Genomic DNA, 20099 nt, shown 5'->3' with positions numbered 1-20099 from the left:
ACTATAAAAAAAGAGAGGATTCCTATCGGGTCCTCTCTTTTGACGTTCAAATAAGCAGTTCCCCCTTTTTTGGCACTAACATTTTCAAACTACTTGGAAGTATTTCGATGTCGAGTGGCGTTTTTAAATAAATTTCGCCGTCCGTATCGACATCCAATTCTGTATCGGTCGTGATGGAAATAGAGCGCCCCTGGTAATGAGCGACATGCTCTAATTCTTCTGTTGCAACTTCAGGCTGAGCTAATGAAAACCATTCCCGCAGTGCAGCCAAGGATGAGGTTTGGATAATAAATAAATCCAATAAACCATCAGCTGGGTCAATCGTTGCCAGCGGAAAGTTATGAGTGCCAATCGATTTGCCGTTCATAACCAGTACGAGAACACCTTCTTCAGCATAGCTAATCCCATCGATTTTTAAATGCATGGAAAATGGAGTGGCTTGCCGCATGGATTGCAGAGCGCTCATGAAATAACTAATTCTACCGTAACGTTCTTTTAAGAAAGGATCGATGTTAGAAGACGCATCGGTAATCAAACCGATTCCCGCGAAATTCAGAAAAGATCCTCCATTAATTCTCCCAGTATCTAACTCTTTGATTTCGCCGTTGATCAATTCCGATGCTGCTAAATCTAAGTCTAGCGGAATATTCAACGTACGCGCAAAGTCATTGCACGTACCGCTCGGCAAAATGGCAAGTGGCGCAGGTGACTCAATTGTCGATAAAGCCCGAACTGCAGAATGGACAGTACCGTCACCCCCCGCAATGAACAGAACATCTGCATCCTTCGCAGCAAGCTTGCAAGCTGTTTCAAATTCCTCTGGAGAGTGCGTCTGAATTATTTCGAGTGACTGAGATGCTTGAGACAAATGAGGTACAGCGAGTCTTAAAACAGCGTCTACCGTAGACGGTCCTGCATTGCCGTTATACAATAATACGGAACGATTGAATTTAGGCATGTCTCTTGCCCTCCTGTAAGTCTGTTTATCTTTATAATTCCACTAACACAAATTATATAAACTACAAAAGCGAGTAAAGCTGTACCTACTAAAGAAGAGGTGTTTACATGACCACGAAATTGTATTACCAGGATTCTGAAATTTCAACTGCAGACGTACGAGTAATGAATAGCGGCAAAGACGAAACCGGTTACTATGTCATTTTAAATCAAAGTTGCTTTTATCCAGAAGGTGGGGGGCAACCGGCAGATACGGGAGAGATTGGACCAGCCAAAGTAGTCGATGTACAGTCCGTGAAAGGTGAGATTCGTCATTACGTAGATATCCAGCTACCGGAAGAAAGTTTTTCTATCCAAATAGATTGGCAAAGAAGATGGGATCATATGCAACAACATGCGGGACAACATTTGTTGAGTGCGCTATTTGAAGATAGTTTAGGCTTAAAGACACAAAGCTTTCATCTAGGAAAAGAACGAGTTTCCATTGATTTGGATTTGGATACAGCAACAAACGCACAGCTTCAAGAAATTGAAAAAAAAGCAAATAACCTCATCGGACAAGGCCTGCCGATCTCTACGACATGGGTAAATGCTGAACAAGCTAAAGAACTAGCTTTGAGAAAGCCACCAGTCGTGGAAGGGGATATTCGATTAGTTGAAATCGCTGGAATTGATTTGAACGCTTGTGGAGGAACGCATCCGAAAAACACAGCAAGTATTGGTCAGTTGAAAATTATTTCGACTGAGAAAGCAAAAGGCGGTATGCGTATTTATTTTTTATGCGGCAATCGTGCATTGCACTATTTTAATTTCTTAGTAGCAACGACTGATCAGTTAGTTGCACAGCTAAATGCTCCAACGGCAGAACTACCGAATGCAGCAGAAGCCCTACTCACAGACAAGGCAGTAGCTGACAAAGTGATAAAAAGTCTTCAAGAACAAGTGTTAAACTTAGAAGCAAATGCGATTTTACCAGATAATGGTGCCGTATCGAGAGTTTTCGAAAATCGTCCACTTAAAGAATTACAACAACTTGCTCGACTAGTGATCAGTCAGCATCCATTTTCAACGGTGCTGTTGATGAGCATGGCAGAAAATGACGTACGTTTCGTTTGTGCAAAAGGACAACAAGCCCAAGGAGATATGCAGGAAGTGCTAAAGTCACTCTTAGCATTGACGGAAGGCAAAGGCGGCGGAAATGCTCAATTTGCTCAAGGAGGCGGCAAGACTACTGAATTGCCAGAAACATTCATATCTATTTTTTCGGAAGAATTAAAAAACGTTGAGTGAAACGTGTAACTTTTCCAGTGATTCCCTGTCTAATGAGAAAAGGGATGTCTGAAAGGGTGTGAAGTGTCATGAAGAAGAAAAAGATTTGGATCGTTGCTGTCATTGCCGCTGTAGCAATTGGTTTAGTAGTTATTTTTCTCAATGATAAAGTCTCTGTAAGTGCTTCCCCTGTTGTTTTAACAGAACAAGGGTGGAAGGCTAGCTTTTCTTCGCCGCTCCAACTAAAAGCCGTTGATAAGGGGGATGTCTACATTACGGATGCACAAGGCAAACGTGTGGAAGTTGAAATGCGCATTCAGAACAACGGCAAGACATTGGAAATACCAGAAATTACTACCGGCGAATATCAATTACATGTTAAAAAAGCTGCATTGAAAAACAGCTTCATGAAAAATTTAGTAGACACAGAAATCTTATTTGTTGTACAAGAGCAATTGGAGAAGTTGTCGGGTGAGAAAGAATTAACAGCTTATTTTGTGCGTTTATTGGAGATGCAACAAAATAACCAACAAAATGGCGGCGTTGTTTTAGAAAGTGGAGGAGAAGAGTCAGCAGAATCCACAGACACGGCGTCTGGTACTGGTATGGATGCAGAAAGAAGTTATTCGACTACTAACAATCAAGTGGAAGGGGTAGACGAAGCGGACTCGGTGAAAACGGATGGTTCGTATATCTATTCTATTAGTGAATCACGTGTCATTGTGACAGATGTTCAGAATCCAGAAAAAATGACTGTTGCAGCGGAGCTGTCGTTTAATGATGATATGTATCCCCAGCAACTATTCTTATCAGGAGACACATTAGTAGTCATGGGCAGTTGGTACTCAGCTCAACCAATCGATAATTTCCGTCTACCACATAACTACCGACCGCAGATGGGTGTTACTTCTGTCCATTTATACAACATCAGCAACCCAAAATCTCCTCAACTGCTTCGTGAGTTTGGAACGGAAGGGAATATGAGCGGCGCTAGGTTGACGAATAACATTCTTTACTTTGTTACAAACGTTTATCCCGATTATTGGATGCTAGAAGAACAAGAGAAGCCTGAACTTCGTCCTCATCAATATGATTCGAAGCATGGAGGCGAATTTGAACCTGTAGATTACGACAGCATTGCCATTTTGCCTGGAACGGCAGAAGGTAGCTATAGCGTCATCACAGCCATTGATTTGACGGCACCTGACACGAACGATATTTCAACAGAAGGATTTTTGGGTGGCAGTGACCAGCTTTATATGAACCAAGACCATCTTTATTTGACGGCACCTGTGTATGTTCCGTTAACGAATGAAAAACTACGTGATAGTCCGAGAATGGATGTTTGGCTCCCTCAGCAAGCGAATACAGAAGTCTTTAAATTCAATTTGAGTGGTGTAGATGTTGAGTTTTTAGCTTCTGCAGAAATAACCGGTTCCTTGCTCAATCAGTTTTCCATGGATGAATACGAGGGTCATTTCCGAGCAGCTACAACGGAAGGCGTTGCGTGGGACTTAACCAGCCCTTCAAAAAATCATTTATTCGTACTGGATGAGCAGATGAAGCAAGTGGGATCGGTGGAAGATTTGGCTCCCGGTGAGCGAATTTATTCAGCACGCTTTATTAAGGATAAGGCCTACATGGTGACATTTAAAGAAACAGATCCGCTTTTCGTCATTGATGTTTCGACTCCTGCTTCTCCAAAAGTACTTGGAGAATTGAAGATACCAGGCTTCTCTAATTATTTACACCCACTGGATGAAGATCACTTGATTGGTTTTGGCTATGACACAAAGCTAATACCTGTTAAGAACGGAGAACCGCGAGTAGTCGCAGGAGGAATGAAAATTTCCTTATTCGACGTCAGTGATTTTGCGAATCCACTAGAAAAAGACACTGAAATTATTGGAGGACCTGGAACATACTCTGCACTTCAATACGATCACAAAGCTTTATTTACTCATCAAGAGAAAAATCTATTTGGCTTTCCAATTAGTTTATATGATGAAACTACTGGTGAGTATGTAGAATTTGAAGGTGAAGGAGCATTGATTTACACAATTACTCCAGATGGTATTTCACAAACGGCAAGTTTAGTTGAACAAACGAATAATGAGTACGAAGATTGGCATTCAGCTATTCAGCGAATTCTCTATATTGATGAGGCGCTCTACACGATAGCTACTAGCGAAATCCATAGCTATGGATTGGAGACATTCGAACCAATCAGCGATTTGGTATTCGATTAATACGTAAAGAAGCGAGTGTTATTCGCTTCTTTTTTTATGTTTTAATCAAGATAAAAAGGGAACAGGAACAGTATTCTAAAACTACAATTGGAGGGATAATGATGAAAGCAGTAACGTTTCAAGGAACGAAAGATATGCAAGTGAAAAATGTTAAAGATCCTGAAATTCAGAAAAAAGATGATATTATTGTAAAAATAACGGCAACAGCTATTTGCGGAACAGATTTGCATATCTATCAAGGTGCATTACCGACAACCAAAAACACGGTCATTGGACACGAACCGATGGGAATTGTAGAAGAAGTGGGACCGGACGTTACTAAAGTGAAAAAAGGCGATCGCATTGTCCTACCGTTCAATATCAGTTGTGGTAAATGTTTTTACTGTAGCAACGAAATGGAAAGCCAGTGTGATAACTCAAACGGCAATCCCCATTTTGATACCGGTGCCTATTTTGGTCTGACAGAACGTTATGGTGATTATTCAGGTGGTCAAGCGGAGTATTTGCGCGTGCCTTATGGAAATTTTACACCCCTGTTGATTCCTGAATCCTCGGAGTTAGAAGATGAATCGTTGCTGTTTTTATCAGACGTCTTACCGACTGCCTGGTGGAGTGTAGAACATGCAGGCGTAAAAAAAGGCGATACCGTAGTTGTTCTAGGTTGTGGTCCTATTGGGCTCATGACTCAGAAATTTGCTTGGATGCAAGGCGCCAGTCGCGTTATTGCAGTAGATGAAATTTCTTACCGAATGGAACTCGCTAAAAAAATAAACAATGTGGAGATTGTCGATTTCAGTAAGCACGACAACACGGGTGCGTTGATTCATGAAATCACGCAAGGTGGAGCACGTGTTGTGATTGACTGTGTTGGAATGGATGGCAAAAAATCGCCAGCAGAAGCCGCACAGCAAAAATTGATGCTGCAGGGCGGAACACTTAGTGCCATTGACATCGCAAAAGATGCAGTAAGCAAATTTGGAACGATTCAATTGACAGGGGTTTACGGATTGACTTATAATCAGTTCCCGCTTGGAAATATGTTTGAGCGCAATGTCACATTGAAAATGGGACAGGCTCCAGTAATTCACTTAATGCCAATGCTTTATCAAAAAATTGAAAACGGAGAATTTGATCCCCGTGAAATTATTTCACATATATTGCCTTTAGAAAGTGCTAGCGATGCTTATCAAATTTTTAATGACCATCAGGACAATTGTACAAAAGTCGTGTTGAAACCATAGTTGATAATGTGCATACGAAAGTATTGACTAAACGCCTCGATTCTTCGGGGCGTTTAGTTTTTTGTCTATCTGCGTTATGATGAATACAGAAATCAACTGCGAGAGGAGCAAACTATGTGACGCAAGTAGGAGAAACCAGACGTGAGCTCGCCTTGGATTGTTTTCTGCTAGCAGGCAGAATTATGATGGAAAGTGGAGCAGAAACCTATCGAGTTGAAGATACGATGATCCGAATGGCTGGTTCACAAAACATGGTAAATTCTCACTGTTTCGTGACGCCAGCAGGTATCATGTTTTCTCCAAGTGAAGAATTGGCTACGCGATTTGTGCGTATTAACAACCGCAGTACAGATTTAGAGAGAGTTGCCCTTGTCAACTCTGTTTCGCGAAAGTTAGTAGCTGGAGAATTTACATTGCAACAAGCTTATGACGAACTGATGACCATTGACCAAACCAATTATCGATTTCATATATGGGTGCAAACTTTGGCAGCTTCTATAACAAGTGCTTGTTTTTTAATTTTATTGGGAGGTAGTTGGATTGATCTTCCTTTTGCGTTTGTGTTTGGAGGCACCGGTTTTATTATTGTAGAAACCATTCTTGAAGAAACTCGTGTGAAGATATTCGCGGAATTTATCGGAGCTTTCATCGTCGGAATTTTAGCCTCTATCGCGGTATATAGCGGATTTGCGACCGATTTGGACACATTGATTATTGGCTCACTTATGCCGCTTGTTCCTGGATTGCTCATCACCAATGCGGTTCGGGATTTGATGGCAGGACATTTCGTATCGGGATTGTCTAAAGGAGCAGAGGCGTTTTTAACAGCGTTTGCCATTGGCGCAGGAATCGCGGTAGTTTTATCATTTTAAGGAGGAGATCGCATGAACTGGCCATTAGAAGCATTTCTCAGTTTTTTGGCTGCCGGCGCGTTCGGCGTCATCTTCAATACGCCACGTAGAACGCTGGTCAGCTGTGGACTGGTCGGCATGAGTGGCTGGCTCATTTACCGCACATTTTTCCTGGCCTTTGGAGACTCGGTGCAGGCATCTTTTGCCGGTGCATTTGTTGTCTCTATTGTAGCGCATTTGCTGGCTAAAAAATTCCGTATGCCGATGATTATTTTTAGTATCGCCGGAATTATTCCATTAGTACCGGGGAGCAAGGCGTATAATGCGATGCGGAATATTGTTGAACATAATTATCTAGAAGCCATCTCATTTGCTTCTGAAGCATTGATGGTTTCGGGTGCTGTTGCAATGGGCCTGGTCTTTGCAGAAGTAATGATGCAACTGTTTTTCAAGCGGCAGGCAAAAAGAATACAAAGAAAAATGGGCCTGACACAAGAATAATTCTTGTTTGTCAGACCCATTTTTAAGTTGTTAAAACGCCTGTTTTTATATTTCGAGCAGTCTTTACGACTTTTGTTTCGAGCGCGTGCGCTTTTCTTTATTGTCTAGCGCAAGCGCCCAGATTCTAGGGTCATAAGTCAATGCGGCAGTGCGGCTGAAAACATGCCGCTTCGCCACATCGCCTTATGCCCGTCGAATCTACATGGGCGCGTGCGCTTTTCTTTTCACCCCAGCCATTTTTCTAGTTCGGTAGCGTTCATTGGGTGCCCGATGATGTAACCTTGTAGGCTGTCGCAGCCCATCGCGCGCAGGAGTTCGAATTGTTCGTTGGTTTCAACGCCTTCAGCAGTTACTTGGAAATCAAGTGATTTGCCGAACTGAATCATACCGTTGATTAATTTTTGGATTTTTTCTTGTTTGGTGATGGACTGAATAATCATTTGGTCTATCTTTATTGAAGATATTGGCAACATGAGCATATAGCGGAACGAAGCATAGCCAGTTCCAAAGTCATCTAATGCAAAGCTTATGCCTTCTTGATGGAGGCTCTTCATCTGTGTCATGATTGACCGTTCTGCTTCTGCTTCTAGCGCAAATTTTTCAGTGATTTCAATCATCAACGAACTTGCTTGACAATCATTAATCTTTAATTGCTCAAGCAGCATCTTCGCCATATCTTTGTCTCTGAATTCGTGAATTGAGGAGTTAATGCTAATTTGCAAATCGATGCCTTTTGATTTCCAGTCTTTTAATTGTCGGCATACCGTTTCAACGACGAAACTTCCAATTTCATTGATTAACCCATTTTCTTCGGCAATCGGTATTAGCTCATCGGGAGTAATCACGCCGATTTCTGAATCGGTCCAACGTACCAATGCCTCTACTCTTTCGACTTTGCCGTTTTCCAAATTGACTTGTGGCTGATACAAAAGCTGCAAATCTTTACGATCTAATGCGTATATTAATCGTTTTTCAATATGTGCTTTTCGGCTCAAGCGCTCATGATCGTCGGATGTCAATGCAGAAATTGCGCTGCCTCCACGATCTTTCACTTTCTTGATGGTCGCATAAGAAGCTTTGATTAGATGCATAAAATTTTGCTGATCTTCCGGATATTTTGTAATGGCTCCACTGACTGTTAGTGGCATGGCTGTTCCACCTAAGTAGATGGGGTGCTGTTGCAAATAATGGAGAAATCCTTCAATAAACCAATTGCTTAATGGCGTTACTAAAGCAAATTCATGTAAACCAGCGCGTGTAATAATAGAATCGGAAAAATACATGCGTAGACGTTTAGTGAATTCAATAAGTAACTCATTTTCAGTAGCTGTGTCCGACACATCACGTAAGGTATAAAAACGGTCAATATCAAGAAAAATAAAGGAGAAATGGCGTCCTTCTTCTATGTATTCATTGACTATCTGCTCAAGACGATGACGATTTTCCAAGCCTGTGACCGGATCGATAAAAGCAATTTCCTCAAGATGCTGTTGAGCTTGTTTAGTGGCTGTAATGTCTTTTTCTAGAAAAATATAATAAGTATCTTCATTAGAAAGTTGCATAGGAATAGCTGTTAGATCTACCCAGTAAAGTTCGCCATCTTTTTTTACTTTTTTTGCTTCGCCGTTCCAAATTTTACCTTCTCGTAAAGTGGTAATAACTGAGTCGACAAAACGGACATCTGTTTCGCTCTCTCCAAACATATGCCATACAGGCTTGCTTAAAATGCGTTTAGGTGTCCATTTACTTAGCTTTAAAAATAATGGATTTGCATAGGTAATTAAAAATTCTTGATCGAAATACAGCATCATGAAAGAATCATCTAAACCATTTCTCAAATGATTTAATTCTTTCGAGGAAGAGTCATCTTTATCTGCTTCATCCATTTCATAGATGGTCATCACAAACTGTTGGTCTTCGAATGTGTAGGATTTAGCTACGACAGTCGTATATGCCTTAATTCCTTCACCTAATTCGATTTCAATATCTTCAAATCTCACCGGTTCCTCGGCATGTAATAACTTATCCCACGAATGCTTGCTTAGAGCTGCCTTCTCAGGATTCATATAAGGAGAGATTTTTCCTGTAACCGCTTCAGATTGTATTTGGAAAACGCGCTCTGCATGCTGGTTACACCACGTAATCAAGCCGTTTTTGTCATTAATGATGATAGGGAAGGGAATATGGTTGAAGACAAGGGTGTCAGTTAGTTTTTTTTGCAGTTCATTCATTCGTTGACGCTCCTTAACCGTAGTTTACTTTCATTATAGAGAAGAAAAGGTCTATCGTCATCCTTTTCCAAATATTCTCTAGTGAGATTTGTAGAATTTTTGCTGTCCTTTCCGCGAAAATCGTGAGAGAATAGGCATAAATCATATGAAAATTGAGGTAAAAAAATGTATAAGAAGTTTTTTGTATTTGTATTCCTACTCTTACTTGTTCCTGTTTCAGTTCAAGCACACACAACTTTATTGTCTTCGACACCTGCTGAAGGCGAGAATATTATGGAAGCTTTAAAAGAAGTACAATTAGTTTTTGGTACAAAAATTGAAGAAGGCAGCACCATGACCATCGAGGGAGAAAGCGGTTCTTTTGAATTTGACCGTATTGTCGTTGGAGATGATTCGTTAGTTGGAACCCTTAATGAAGCATTGCCTAACGGATCTTACCGTATCCTTTGGAATATCATCGGAGAAGATGGTCATCCGATTGAAGGAGAGATTACTTTTGGGGTCTCTATCGAAATTGAAGAAGAAGTGACGCCTGCAGTGGTATCTGAAAAGACAGAAGAGCCAGAAGCAAAAACTACAGCAGCTTCAGAAACAGTAGCGGAAACTCAAACTGAAAGTGACAGCAATCTACTCGTAACAATCTTACTGGTTCTTGCTGCAATTTTAGTGGTTTACGGCATTTATAAATTGCTGTTGAAGAAAAAATGATTTTTTTTACTGGATTTGCTGATGTCTTGTTGTATATTGCTTTTTCCTATCTTGCAGGTTTTGTTGTGTTGCAATTCATACCAGAAGACCGAAAACCGTCGCTGTCTACCTCTAAAGTTTTGTTGCTAATTAGTATTGCAGGAATAGCTTTGCTGTCATTTGTCCCTGTGTTTGAATTGACTGTATTTTTGCAGAGCAGTCAGGGGCTAGTAGAAGCTTATCAAAATGCTATTACTGAGTTTCGAATAGGACAAGGATGGTTAATTACCTTATTGCTTAGTATCATTTTGGCAATAGTAATTTATTTAAATGGCAGCCGTTATATTCAAGCCTTGTATTTGCTTCTACTTATATTAACTGTCGGGTTTTACAGCCACATTTCAACGATTGATCTATGGGTTGGGTTTGCTCTTCATTCAAGTCATATTCTTTTAATGTCGATTTGGACAGGAGTTTTGCTTCACGTAGCGTGGTTTGCAAAAGATGGAGCGAACTGGCGCAAGTTTCTTGTGTGGTTCACGCCACTTGCCTTATTTTGTGTAGCAGGAGTAATTGCCAGCGGAATTATCATTATGTTTTTTTTCGTAGCACCTGCGGATTACACGAATTCTTGGGCTCTGCCGTATGGTCAGTTGCTGTTGCTCAAGCATGTAAGCATCGTACCCGTTTTGCTAGCCGCTCTCATAAATGGTTTTCTTAACAAGAAAAAAGATTTTCAGCCAACCTGGCTAAAGGTCGAGAGCTTACTTTTACTGTTAGTCTTTGTGTTTACAGCTTTTATGAGCAAACAAGCACCGCCTCACGATATTAATGATACATTGCGGATTGAAGGAAGCGGCTGGTTTATCGACAAACTCACAGGTCCGTTTTATATTCCCATTGCTGCCGAGCTCGATGTGACTTTGAACGGCTCTCTACTAATGGGTCTCAGTTTGTTATTACTAGCATTAATGGTTGTCGGCTTTTACCGACAATTAAATACTTGGTTGTCGCTGTTTTTTAGTGTAGGATTTATCAGTTGCTTTTATATAGGATTGATGTTGAATCTGTCGTTTTGAGTAATTACGGGCCAATCTTTCGGGATTGGTTTTTCTATGTGGAGGGATGCGGAGATGGATCGTTTAAAAGGAATTTCAATGATATTGATTGGTGCGATGATGTGGGGAGCAACAGGCCCTTTGATGGAGTGGATAATGAATAATTATGCTATCACGGTGCCGTTTCTTATTACGATACGGCTGTCGGTTGCGGGCTTATTATTGCTATTATTTCTGAAGTTAAAAGGAGTTCATATCACAGCCGTTTTTCGCAATAAATACTGGATTCGACCTTTACTGATTTTTTCTATTCTTGGAATGCTCGGTGTTCAATATAGTTTTGTTGCGGCCATTGAAGCAAGTAACGCAGTAGTTGCAACGTTAATGCAGTTTCTTGCTCCCGTTTACATTATTGTTTTTGTTTCCATTACTCATAAAAAAATGCCACCTGTTTATCAAATTATCGGGATGCTAGGCACGTTAGCTGGGTTGTTTTTACTGTTAACTAATGGCAAACCTGACCAACTGATTATTAGCGGAGAAGCTGTTTTCTGGGGGATCTTAGTAGGTCTAGCGTTTACTTTTTATACACTTTATCCTGCGCGTCTTATGCAGGAATGGGGAGTATTAGTTGTTGTCGGTTGGTCAATGCTGTTTGCTGGGATTTTCTTAGGGTTAGTAAATCCAATCTTTTTATCAGATGAATGGCCAATTTTAGCTGAGCCAGCAGTTGCGGTGTCCATACTTGCTATTATTGTTATCGGGACAGCTGCTTTTGTGCTATTCCTCAGCAGCATGCGCTATATTACTGCAGTTGAAACGAGTATTCTTTCATCACTTGAACCATTGACGGCAATGGTTATTTCAATGTTCTGGTTTGGCCAAGTATTGACGAAGATTCAGTTATTTGGTGCACTGGCAATGCTAGTATTTGTCGCTTGGCTATCGCTTGCTGGAAATCCAAAAAAGGAAAAAAAGCAGGTTGATTTGCCACAGACTATGGAATAACTCTCCACTATATAGGTTGAACGTATCATTTCCACTCGTTGATATTACGTAAAACAGCTGTATTTCAACTTATTAATAGGATAATTCTTGTCTGGTTTTCTAGTCTGTATTGATTTGAAGAGAACGATGCCTTTTTATAGGCATCGTTTTTCTGGTTTAAAATAGAAATTCCTATTCGATATCAGAAAATTATGGCATACTATTGAGTATAAAGGTTCGAGTTTCGAAACGTTTAGGAGGCATTCACATGAAAACCGTTTTCTCATACGCTAAACCATATAAATTTTACATTGTTATTGCGTTGATTTTAATGCTTCTGGAATTAATAGTTGAATTGATACAGCCACTTGTCATCGCTCGTATCATTGATGAAGGAATTGTTGCGAAAGATCAAGGTGTCATTATTCAATTAGGAATTGTACTGATGGCTTTATCCGTCATCGCTTTTATTTCGGGTATTGTTAACTCGTATTTTGCCGCGCATGCATCACACAGCTTTTCGTTTGATCTCCGACAGGCTCTCTATGGGCGCATTCAATCTTTTTCATTGGCCATGTTCAATAAATTTCCAGCTTCTGGTTTAATCACACGGTTGACCAGTGACATAACGATGGTTCAGCAAGTTCTCTACATGGGATTACGGATTATGCTACGAGCCCCTTTGCTAGTAGTGGGCAGTATGATTATGGCATTTGTCGTTAATCCAAAACTAGCTCTTTATTTAGTCATTGTTTTTCCTATTCTACTAATTTTTCTGTACGTCATGGTTAAAAAAGGCGTTAGCTATTTTGGCTTTGTTCAAAAACGCTTAGACCGTGTTAACCGTATTGTTCAAGAAAACCTGCAAGCAGTGCGGTTGATCAAAGCATATCTACGAGGGAAATATGAATCTAACCGTTTTTCTGAAGTGGCGGGAGCATTAAAAGTTGATACGGTAAAAGCATTCAGGGTTATGGAAATTATTTTGCCGATTTTATTATTTGGCATGAACCTTTCTTTATTGGCGGTTCTATGGTTTGGTGCTTTTGAGATTCGTAGTGGTGGAGCGCAAATTGGTGAATTGGTAGCTATCGTCAACTATGCCATGCGAATGACGGGTGCGTTCTCGATGTTTTCTTTTATCATTATGATTTTTGCACGAGCAAAAGCTTCTTCTGAGCGAATTGAAGAAGTGTTGCTAGCAGAAGATGTTCATGAACAAGATGAAATTGGCGAGGTCAAAGCTATTCGTCGCGGAGAAGTCCGATTTGAGCATGTATCGTTCGCTTATCCTGAAACTGCGCAACCAGTTCTAAAAGACGTTTCTTTCCATTTAAGAGCCAATGAAAAACTGGCAATTATGGGGGCGACAGGATCTGGGAAATCTTCTTTACTGCAACTGCTTCCGCGTTTTTATGACGCGACTGAAGGAACTGTGTCGGTGCACGGCCGGGATGTCACAGAGTGGTCGCTGCGCGCACTGCGCAAAACGATTGGCATTGTGCCACAGCAATCACTGTTATTTACAGGAACAATTTCTAACAATCTCTCGTGGGGGAAAGATGAAGTGGCGCAGGATGAACTGGCTGATGCCGCGATTAAAGCTCAGATTCATGAAACCGTCGAGCGTTTCCCCAAAGGATATTTTACACGGGTTGGCCAAAAAGGGGTCAATTTGTCTGGTGGTCAAAAGCAGCGTTTGTCTATAGCGCGTGCTTTGGTACGCAAGCCTTCTATTTTGATTTTAGACGACAGCACGAGTGCACTGGATGTAAAAACCGAAGCTGCATTATGGGCAGAACTGGACCGTGAAAATGCAACGATGCTCATAGTCACTCAAAAAATTCGGACGGCAATGAGAGCAGATTGGATTTTACTACTAGAGGATGGCATCGTGTCAGGTTATGGAACCCATGAACAGCTCATGAGGAGTTCGGAGTTGTATCGTCAAATTACGATGTCCCAACAAGAGGAGGAGGTGGATGAATATGTTTGATGCTATTCGTCGTCCTTTCGGTCATGAACCGATTCTGACAAAAGAAGACTTGAGTAAAAACAAAGAAAAGAAAAATGAACGTGCTGAAAATTGGAAATCGACGCTGCTGCGAATTTGGAAGTTAGTGGACGAACAACGAACCTTACTCATTGTAGTGTTGGCGCTCGTTTTTGTCAGCTCATCTCTAGCGTTACTAGGTCCTTATTTAATCGGCTTTATTATTGATCAGTATATTGTCCCGCAAACTTTTGCGGGTATGGGCATTGTGGTGCTATGGTTAATTGTTGTGTATATGGGCCATTCCGCATCTTTGTATTTGCAAAATTTTTGGATGGTGGGAATTGCCCAACAAGTTATTTACCGATTACGAACAAGACTCTTCTCACATCTTCAACGGCTGCCTGTAACTTTTTTTGACAAGCGACAACACGGTGAATTGATGAGTCGGATGACTAATGATATTGAAAATGTTTCTTCAACATTAAATACTTCATTTATCCAAGTGTTTTCAAGTATTTTAACTTTAACAGGTACAGCGATCGTCATGCTGACACTTAGTCCTTTGTTGACGTTATTCACGTTGATTATTATTCCGCTCATGTACATTTCCATTCAATGGATTACGAAACGAACTAGCCGTCTTTATAAAGAGCAACAAAAAGCAATTGGTGAATTAAATGGCATGATTGAGGAAACGATTTCTGGACAAAAAATCATAAAGGCGTTTTCACAAGAACCGCGTGTTATGGAGGATTTCAGAGAAAAAAGTGAACGGCTTCGACACGCTGGATTTTGGGCTTGGACTTATGCTGGATTTATTCCAAAAGTGATGAACTTTCTTAATAACGGAAGCTTTGCGGTAGTAGCTGGTGTAGGAGGAATTCTTGCTTTTAATGGATCCATCTCAATAGGTGTCATCGTTATTTTCACCGAGTATTCACGGCAATTTACGCGGCCGTTAAACGATCTGGCCAACCAGTTTAATACGGTGTTGTCAGCAATAGCAGGGGCTGAGCGTGTTTTCTCGATTATGGATGAGGTAGAAGAAAAAGACGATCAAGTTTTGAATGTGGAGAAAAAATTAGAAGGGCAAGTCGTCTTTGACCAAGTTTCTTTTAAATACGAAGGTTCAGAAGAAGCGTGGACTATTCGCGATGTCAGTTTTACCGTTGGCATTGGTCAAACAGTAGCGCTCGTTGGTGCAACGGGAGCAGGGAAAACGACCGTCATGCAATTGTTAGCACGCTTTTATGATGCCAATAAAGGTGAAATCCGTCTAGATGGCACGCCGATTTCTTTTATGCCTCGCGAAACCTTACGTAAACAAATCGCTTTTGTGTTGCAGGATCCTTTCTTGTTTGAGGCGACGGTCAGCGACAATATCCGCTATGGAAAATTGGACGCGACCGACGAAGAAGTAATAGCCGCCGCAAAAGGTGCCAATGCACACGACTTTATCGCGAACCTGCCGAATGGCTACGATACCATTTTAACTGGAGACGGGTCGATGATTAGTCAAGGACAGAAACAATTGCTGTCAATTGCACGAGCATTGATTGCTGATCCGGTTATTCTATTGCTCGATGAGGCGACGAGCAGTATTGATACCGTTACTGAGCTGAAAATACAAGAAGCACTTGAGCATCTTATGTCGGGCCGAACGAGCTTCGTCATTGCGCACAGATTGAATACCGTTCGAAAAGCTGATTTGGTGCTGGTTATGGAGATGGGAAAACTGGTTGAATCGGGAACACAACAGCAGTTGTTAAATAAAAACGGTATTTATGCCACTATGCTGGCAGATGCGAAGTCATAAAAATGAGTTTCTCCAAGTCAGATTCGCTCTAGTACAGATAGTCTAATTGGAGAAAAAGGTCTGTTCCGGTTAATACGGAACAGGCCTTTTGGTTTAACCGTCTTTATTTGTCCTTTTGAGGCGAATACCGGATTCCGCTACTGTATGATAGGATAAAATACAGGGAGATAGTAAAATTTTTTCTGCAAACCGCTTTAGTGGAATTTAAATTTTTAGGAGGTCGTAAGATGGAATTGTCGTTATCAATCCTTTCATTTCCAGTAGACGAACAAACAGCCAGGGATATGGAGCAGTTGTTGAGCGACTTGCCGACTGAGCATCAAACGGTTCTTCATCCCAACTTGTGGAGAGCTGCTGATTCAAGAGGGTTTGCCGTGATTGCCTACACAGATCAAGAAGAGTTGATTGGCTTTGCCGCAGCAGCAGATATGGTCGGGTTGCATCATTATGAATGGTCACTATTTGTTCATCCGGATTACCGAAGACATTCACTTGGAACCGCTCTAGCAGATGGTGTTTCTCATGCCCTGGAACAGCGCCAAGCGGAAAGTAAGCTAGCGGCTTTCGCCGGAGATATGGAAATTTCTGCGTTTATGGAAAGTATCAACTATCACCCAGACTTTAATGAAATAGTGCTTTCTGCTAAGCCATTACGAGATGATAAAGAAACTGAAGGCGTCGAGTTTGTTCCTTATGCAGGTGCAGCGAAAGAATTAATGGAGTTGTTGACCGCGTCATTTGACGATACAATGACACCAATTATGGAGCACAATATGGTAGATCCAGAAAGAGAGATTTGGCTGCTGCAAAAAGACCAGCAGTTAATCGCGACTGCAACGCTTGTGATCGAAGAGAACGCCTTATGGGTAACTGCATTTGCCGTTCATCCGGATCAGCAAGGCCGTGGGTATGGTCAACAGTTTTTAACGTGGTGTCGGCAGTTGGCGTTTCAGCGGGGACTTACGGAAGTGCTGCTAGACGTCGAAACGGATAATGACGCACTATATGTTTACGAAAAATCCGGATTTCAAAGAATACAGACCATTTCTTACTGGAAACACGAAACTGTATAATCAAAAAATCATCCGCATCAGCGAACGATTTTCTGGAGTACGTTGCAACTGACAGTCTACTCAACAAATCAGTTGCTGATTTGTTTGTATTCTTTTTTTATGCCGTCCGGATACGTAACTTCGACTTTAATTTCATCGTCCATCCCTGGATAGTCGACGTTGACATCAAACTCAGTAAAGCCGAATGTGTTACCTCCAATATGATTTTGGTCCAAACTACTGTCCGAATGGAGAGATTGTTCTTGATTGTCATTGGTTACAGGGTCAGTTACCTGTTTATCATCTCCACACAGCAAGCAGCCAAACAGAAGATAGCAGTAGAGGCAATGTATTCTTGTTATTAAAAATCATCTGACTTCACCCTTACATTTAGCTTATACTGTGTATATTCCCGGATTTTTAGGGGTTACTCAATTGTTTACAGAAGACCTTACAACTGAGACTAGCAGAGCCTAAGCTGAGAACAAACGGAGTGATTTGAATGAACAATTACGAAAACGGACAAAATATCGCAGCTGCAACCGAAAAGAATATTCGTACAGATTTTAAAGAAAGTATGACCTATGGGGACTACTTGCATTTAGATAAGTTGTTAACAGCACAAGATGGCGTTAGCGGACATCATGATGAAACTTTGTTTATCATCATTCACCAAGTATCAGAACTATGGATGAAGCTAATTTTGCATGAGTTGCAATCAGCTATCGATAACATTACGAAAGACGATTTGCAGCCAGCATTCAAGCAATTGGCAAGGGTATCGCGGATTCAAGCGCAGATTATCCAAGGATGGGACGTCTTGTCTACATTGACCCCTGCTGAATATATGGAGTTTCGTGATGATCTTGGTAACGCCAGTGGATTTCAATCTTATCAATACCGTATGATTGAATTTGCTCTGGGTTATAAAACGAAACACGTATTGAAAATTTATGAAAAAGACGCACCGCTTCACGCACAGCTTGAAAAAGCGTTCAATGCTCCCGGTCTTTACGATGCGGCGATTCAGAAACTGGCAAGAAGTGGATTTGTGATCGATGAAGAAGTATTGCAACGCGATGTCAGTATGGTTTATGAATCTAATGATAGCGTCCGTGAAGCTTGGAAGACGGTTTATCGTGACGTGGATACTTACTGGGAATTGTATCAATTAGCGGAGAAATTAGTCGATATTGAAGATTGGCTACAGCAATGGCGTTTCCGCCACATGAAGACAGTAGAACGGATTATTGGATTCAAGCAAGGAACTGGAGGTTCATCTGGAGTTAATTACTTGAAAAAAGTATTAGATCAATACTTTTTCCCTGAACTGTGGGAAATACGAACAGATATCTAGGAGGGTTTTTGTGAAAATTTATGCACATAGAGGGTGCTCGGGTAGTTATCCAGAAAATACAGCAGTAGCTTTTCGTGCAGCGGCTGAATTGCCAATCACAGGCGTAGAAATTGATGTTCATTTGACCAAAGATGGTCAAATTGTCGTCATCCACGATGAAAAAGTTAACCGCACGACCAACGGCAAAGGCTACGTAAAAGACTTAACGTTAAAAGAATTAAAAGAGCTTGATTGTGGCTCTTGGTATTCTGAAGAGTGGAGCGATGAAAAAATTCTTACGTTGGACGAAGTGTTCGACATTTTTCAAGAGACCAACCACCGACTGAATATCGAGTTAAAATCGGATGTCTTTCCATATGACGGCTTAGTCGATGGAGTAATTGATTTGGCTGCTAAGCGAGGATTTACGAATCGTGTATTGATTTCTTCTTTTAATCACGAAGACATTCAAACAGTTGTGCAAGGAAAACAAGTGGAAAGTGCTATCCTAACATTTGAAGTAATGGTAGACGTCTATGATTACGCGCGCGTCATTGGGACAAAGCGGATCAATGTTTCCTTGCCATCAGCTTTTAGAAGAATGACTACCGACGCATTGAGAAAAGGCGCGATTGTTTATGTTTATACAGTCAATGACATTAGCTATGCAGAGGAATTACAAAGAATTGGAGTTCATGGCATCTTTACGGATTATCCAGAAAAAATGCTCGCCCATTTTGGGTGAACAACTAAAACTAGCAAGCTGAATAAAATGATATTTATCACAAAAGTGAACGGCAAAAAAGCCGAATTGGATTTTTCCAATTCGGCTTTTTTGAATTACCATTTAGCATAATTCTCCTCGATAGAGCCGAGAAGTTGCGTAATTTTTAGTTTTTTGCCATCAGCATAGCGTACGTAGCCATTGTAATAGCCAAAAAGTTGATGAATTTCCGACTTAACGAGCCGCGCATCATTTGCGGACACACGTTCAAAAAACGGAGAAAAGGTCAATCTGACATCATCAGAAAACCTACTATGAATCAACCAAGGTCTTTTGTAGTCTTGGCGGTCATAGTGAAACAAGACATCTTCATGGATTTTCGTCATCTTACCGTTAACGAAAAAAGCATTTTCTGTCATTCCTGTGCCATCTGTCCACTTGCCGCCTAAATTCAAGCCGATCACTTTTCCGAGCGATCGTTGGGAAGTCATCGCCCAATTCCGAAGAGATTCTCGGGGCCAAACACCTCGTCCGAAGTCCAATACGGCAAAGCTGTCTAGAGGATCAAACTTAAAATTCTGACTGCCAATTTTAACCATGCCAGTTACGGGTAAAGACATATGCTTACCGGTGAACTGGAAAGTATGACGATTCCAGGGGACAACGACATTCAACGAGTCATAATCTTTAGGGTGCCTAATAACCAAAATCGCTTCTAAATCTTCTCCGTCAAATTCTTTCGCGTTGACAGTAAGATGGGTTGCGTTCTGGCTATGTATAGATTCAATCGTCATAGAATCGCTACGGAAATAGCAAGGAGCCAATGCGTTTTCGGGTAATTTCACATGGCGCGTGAATGGCATGATGACTGTTTTTTCATAAAATCGTTGTGTTTCATAATTAAGGAAATAAACAACACAAACAGTCGCGTAATCGAGATGAGAAATAGTTGCTGAAAACAAAATTTCATCACCGAATATGCACCATGAATTCCATTTTTTTTTACGCATAAAATTACCACGTAAATTACTTTCTACCAAAGGTTGCTTTGCATATCCAATCGCTTTTGGATTTAATTTGCCTCTTGCATCACAAAGTTTTACAAATTCAGTAAGCTCTCGTTCTACATGTTGCATTAAATCCA

17 protein-coding genes are annotated in these 20099 nt (G+C 41.0%); 13 read left to right on the top strand and 4 right to left on the bottom strand.

The window, feature by feature from the left end; all coding sequences use genetic code 11:
- Positions 1-46: 46 nt before the first annotated feature.
- Positions 47-958 (bottom strand): diacylglycerol/lipid kinase family protein, encoded by a 912-nt coding sequence (locus FQ085_RS04195; RefSeq protein WP_149456002.1) that lies wholly within the window; start codon positions 956-958, stop codon positions 47-49.
- A gap of 107 nt (positions 959-1065) precedes the next feature.
- On the opposite strand from FQ085_RS04195, the gene FQ085_RS04190 reads away from it, so the two are divergent.
- The 5 genes from FQ085_RS04190 to FQ085_RS04170 all read left to right on the top strand — a co-directional run bounded on the left by FQ085_RS04190 (position 1066) and on the right by FQ085_RS04170 (position 7068).
- Positions 1066-2247 (top strand): alanyl-tRNA editing protein, encoded by a 1182-nt coding sequence (locus tag FQ085_RS04190; protein ID WP_149456001.1) that lies wholly within the window; start codon positions 1066-1068, stop codon positions 2245-2247.
- A gap of 68 nt (positions 2248-2315) precedes the next feature.
- Positions 2316-4475, top strand: coding sequence for a beta-propeller domain-containing protein (locus tag FQ085_RS04185; RefSeq protein WP_058384367.1), 2160 nt, complete (start codon positions 2316-2318; stop codon positions 4473-4475).
- 101 nt (positions 4476-4576) lie between these two features.
- Positions 4577-5716, top strand: coding sequence for a zinc-dependent alcohol dehydrogenase (locus FQ085_RS04180; RefSeq protein ID WP_149456000.1), 1140 nt, complete (start codon positions 4577-4579; stop codon positions 5714-5716).
- A 116-nt stretch (positions 5717-5832) separates the two neighbouring features.
- Complete coding sequence (locus tag FQ085_RS04175; RefSeq protein WP_058384369.1) at positions 5833-6588, top strand: threonine/serine exporter family protein; 756 nt, start codon at positions 5833-5835, stop codon at positions 6586-6588.
- 12 nt (positions 6589-6600) lie between these two features.
- The gene (locus FQ085_RS04170) at positions 6601-7068 is read left to right on the top strand and encodes a threonine/serine exporter family protein (protein ID WP_058384370.1); all 468 of its coding nucleotides are present in this window, start codon (positions 6601-6603) and stop codon (positions 7066-7068) included.
- Positions 7069-7292: 224 nt separating this feature from the next.
- Here the strand turns inward: FQ085_RS04170 and FQ085_RS04165 are convergent, their stop codons facing one another.
- Positions 7293-9299, bottom strand: a complete 2007-nt coding sequence (locus tag FQ085_RS04165) for a bifunctional diguanylate cyclase/phosphodiesterase (RefSeq protein ID WP_058384371.1) — start codon at positions 9297-9299, stop codon at positions 7293-7295.
- Between the two features lie 165 nt (positions 9300-9464).
- Here FQ085_RS04165 and FQ085_RS04160 point away from each other — a divergent pair, with 165 nt between their 5' ends.
- The 6 genes from FQ085_RS04160 to FQ085_RS04135 all read left to right on the top strand — a co-directional run bounded on the left by FQ085_RS04160 (position 9465) and on the right by FQ085_RS04135 (position 16916).
- A complete protein-coding gene (locus FQ085_RS04160) occupies positions 9465-10007 on the top strand; it encodes a copper resistance CopC family protein (protein ID WP_058384372.1) in 543 nt (180 codons plus the stop codon).
- Positions 10004-11065, top strand: a complete 1062-nt coding sequence (locus FQ085_RS04155) for a copper resistance D family protein (RefSeq protein ID WP_149455999.1) — start codon at positions 10004-10006, stop codon at positions 11063-11065. Before FQ085_RS04160 ends, FQ085_RS04155 begins: the two co-directional genes overlap by 4 nt.
- Before the next feature lie 54 nt (positions 11066-11119).
- Positions 11120-12052, top strand: a complete 933-nt coding sequence (locus FQ085_RS04150; protein ID WP_058384374.1) for a DMT family transporter — start codon at positions 11120-11122, stop codon at positions 12050-12052.
- 247 nt (positions 12053-12299) lie between these two features.
- A complete protein-coding gene (locus FQ085_RS04145; protein WP_058384375.1) occupies positions 12300-14027 on the top strand; it encodes an ABC transporter ATP-binding protein in 1728 nt (575 codons plus the stop codon).
- Positions 14020-15843 carry an ABC transporter ATP-binding protein gene (locus FQ085_RS04140; protein ID WP_149456143.1) on the top strand — a complete coding sequence of 608 codons (1824 nt, stop codon included), beginning with the start codon at positions 14020-14022 and terminating at the stop codon, positions 15841-15843. Before FQ085_RS04145 ends, FQ085_RS04140 begins: the two co-directional genes overlap by 8 nt.
- A 227-nt stretch (positions 15844-16070) precedes the next feature.
- The gene (locus tag FQ085_RS04135; protein ID WP_149455998.1) at positions 16071-16916 is read left to right on the top strand and encodes a GNAT family N-acetyltransferase; all 846 of its coding nucleotides are present in this window, start codon (positions 16071-16073) and stop codon (positions 16914-16916) included.
- A gap of 68 nt (positions 16917-16984) precedes the next feature.
- Here FQ085_RS04135 and FQ085_RS17985 read toward each other — a convergent pair whose 3' ends face one another.
- The gene (locus tag FQ085_RS17985) at positions 16985-17131 is read right to left on the bottom strand and encodes a hypothetical protein (protein ID WP_188074707.1); all 147 of its coding nucleotides are present in this window, start codon (positions 17129-17131) and stop codon (positions 16985-16987) included.
- A gap of 266 nt (positions 17132-17397) precedes the next feature.
- On the opposite strand from FQ085_RS17985, the gene kynA reads away from it, so the two are divergent.
- Together kynA and FQ085_RS04125 are read left to right on the top strand one after the other, a co-directional pair.
- The gene (gene kynA, locus FQ085_RS04130; protein WP_058384379.1) at positions 17398-18252 is read left to right on the top strand and encodes a tryptophan 2,3-dioxygenase; all 855 of its coding nucleotides are present in this window, start codon (positions 17398-17400) and stop codon (positions 18250-18252) included.
- A gap of 10 nt (positions 18253-18262) precedes the next feature.
- A complete protein-coding gene (locus tag FQ085_RS04125; RefSeq protein WP_058384380.1) occupies positions 18263-18976 on the top strand; it encodes a glycerophosphodiester phosphodiesterase family protein in 714 nt (237 codons plus the stop codon).
- A gap of 95 nt (positions 18977-19071) precedes the next feature.
- Here the strand turns inward: FQ085_RS04125 and FQ085_RS04120 are convergent, their stop codons facing one another.
- Positions 19072-20091, bottom strand: coding sequence for a DUF2804 domain-containing protein (locus FQ085_RS04120; RefSeq protein ID WP_058384381.1), 1020 nt, complete (start codon positions 20089-20091; stop codon positions 19072-19074).
- Between the last annotated feature and the right edge of the window lie 8 nt (positions 20092-20099).

This window comes from Planococcus sp. ANT_H30 (assembly GCF_008369335.1).
Lineage (GTDB): Bacteria > Bacillota > Bacilli > Bacillales_A > Planococcaceae > Planococcus > Planococcus kocurii.
The sequence above is the reverse complement of the archived record's forward strand: the minus strand, read 5'-3'. Positions and strand labels throughout refer to the sequence as shown.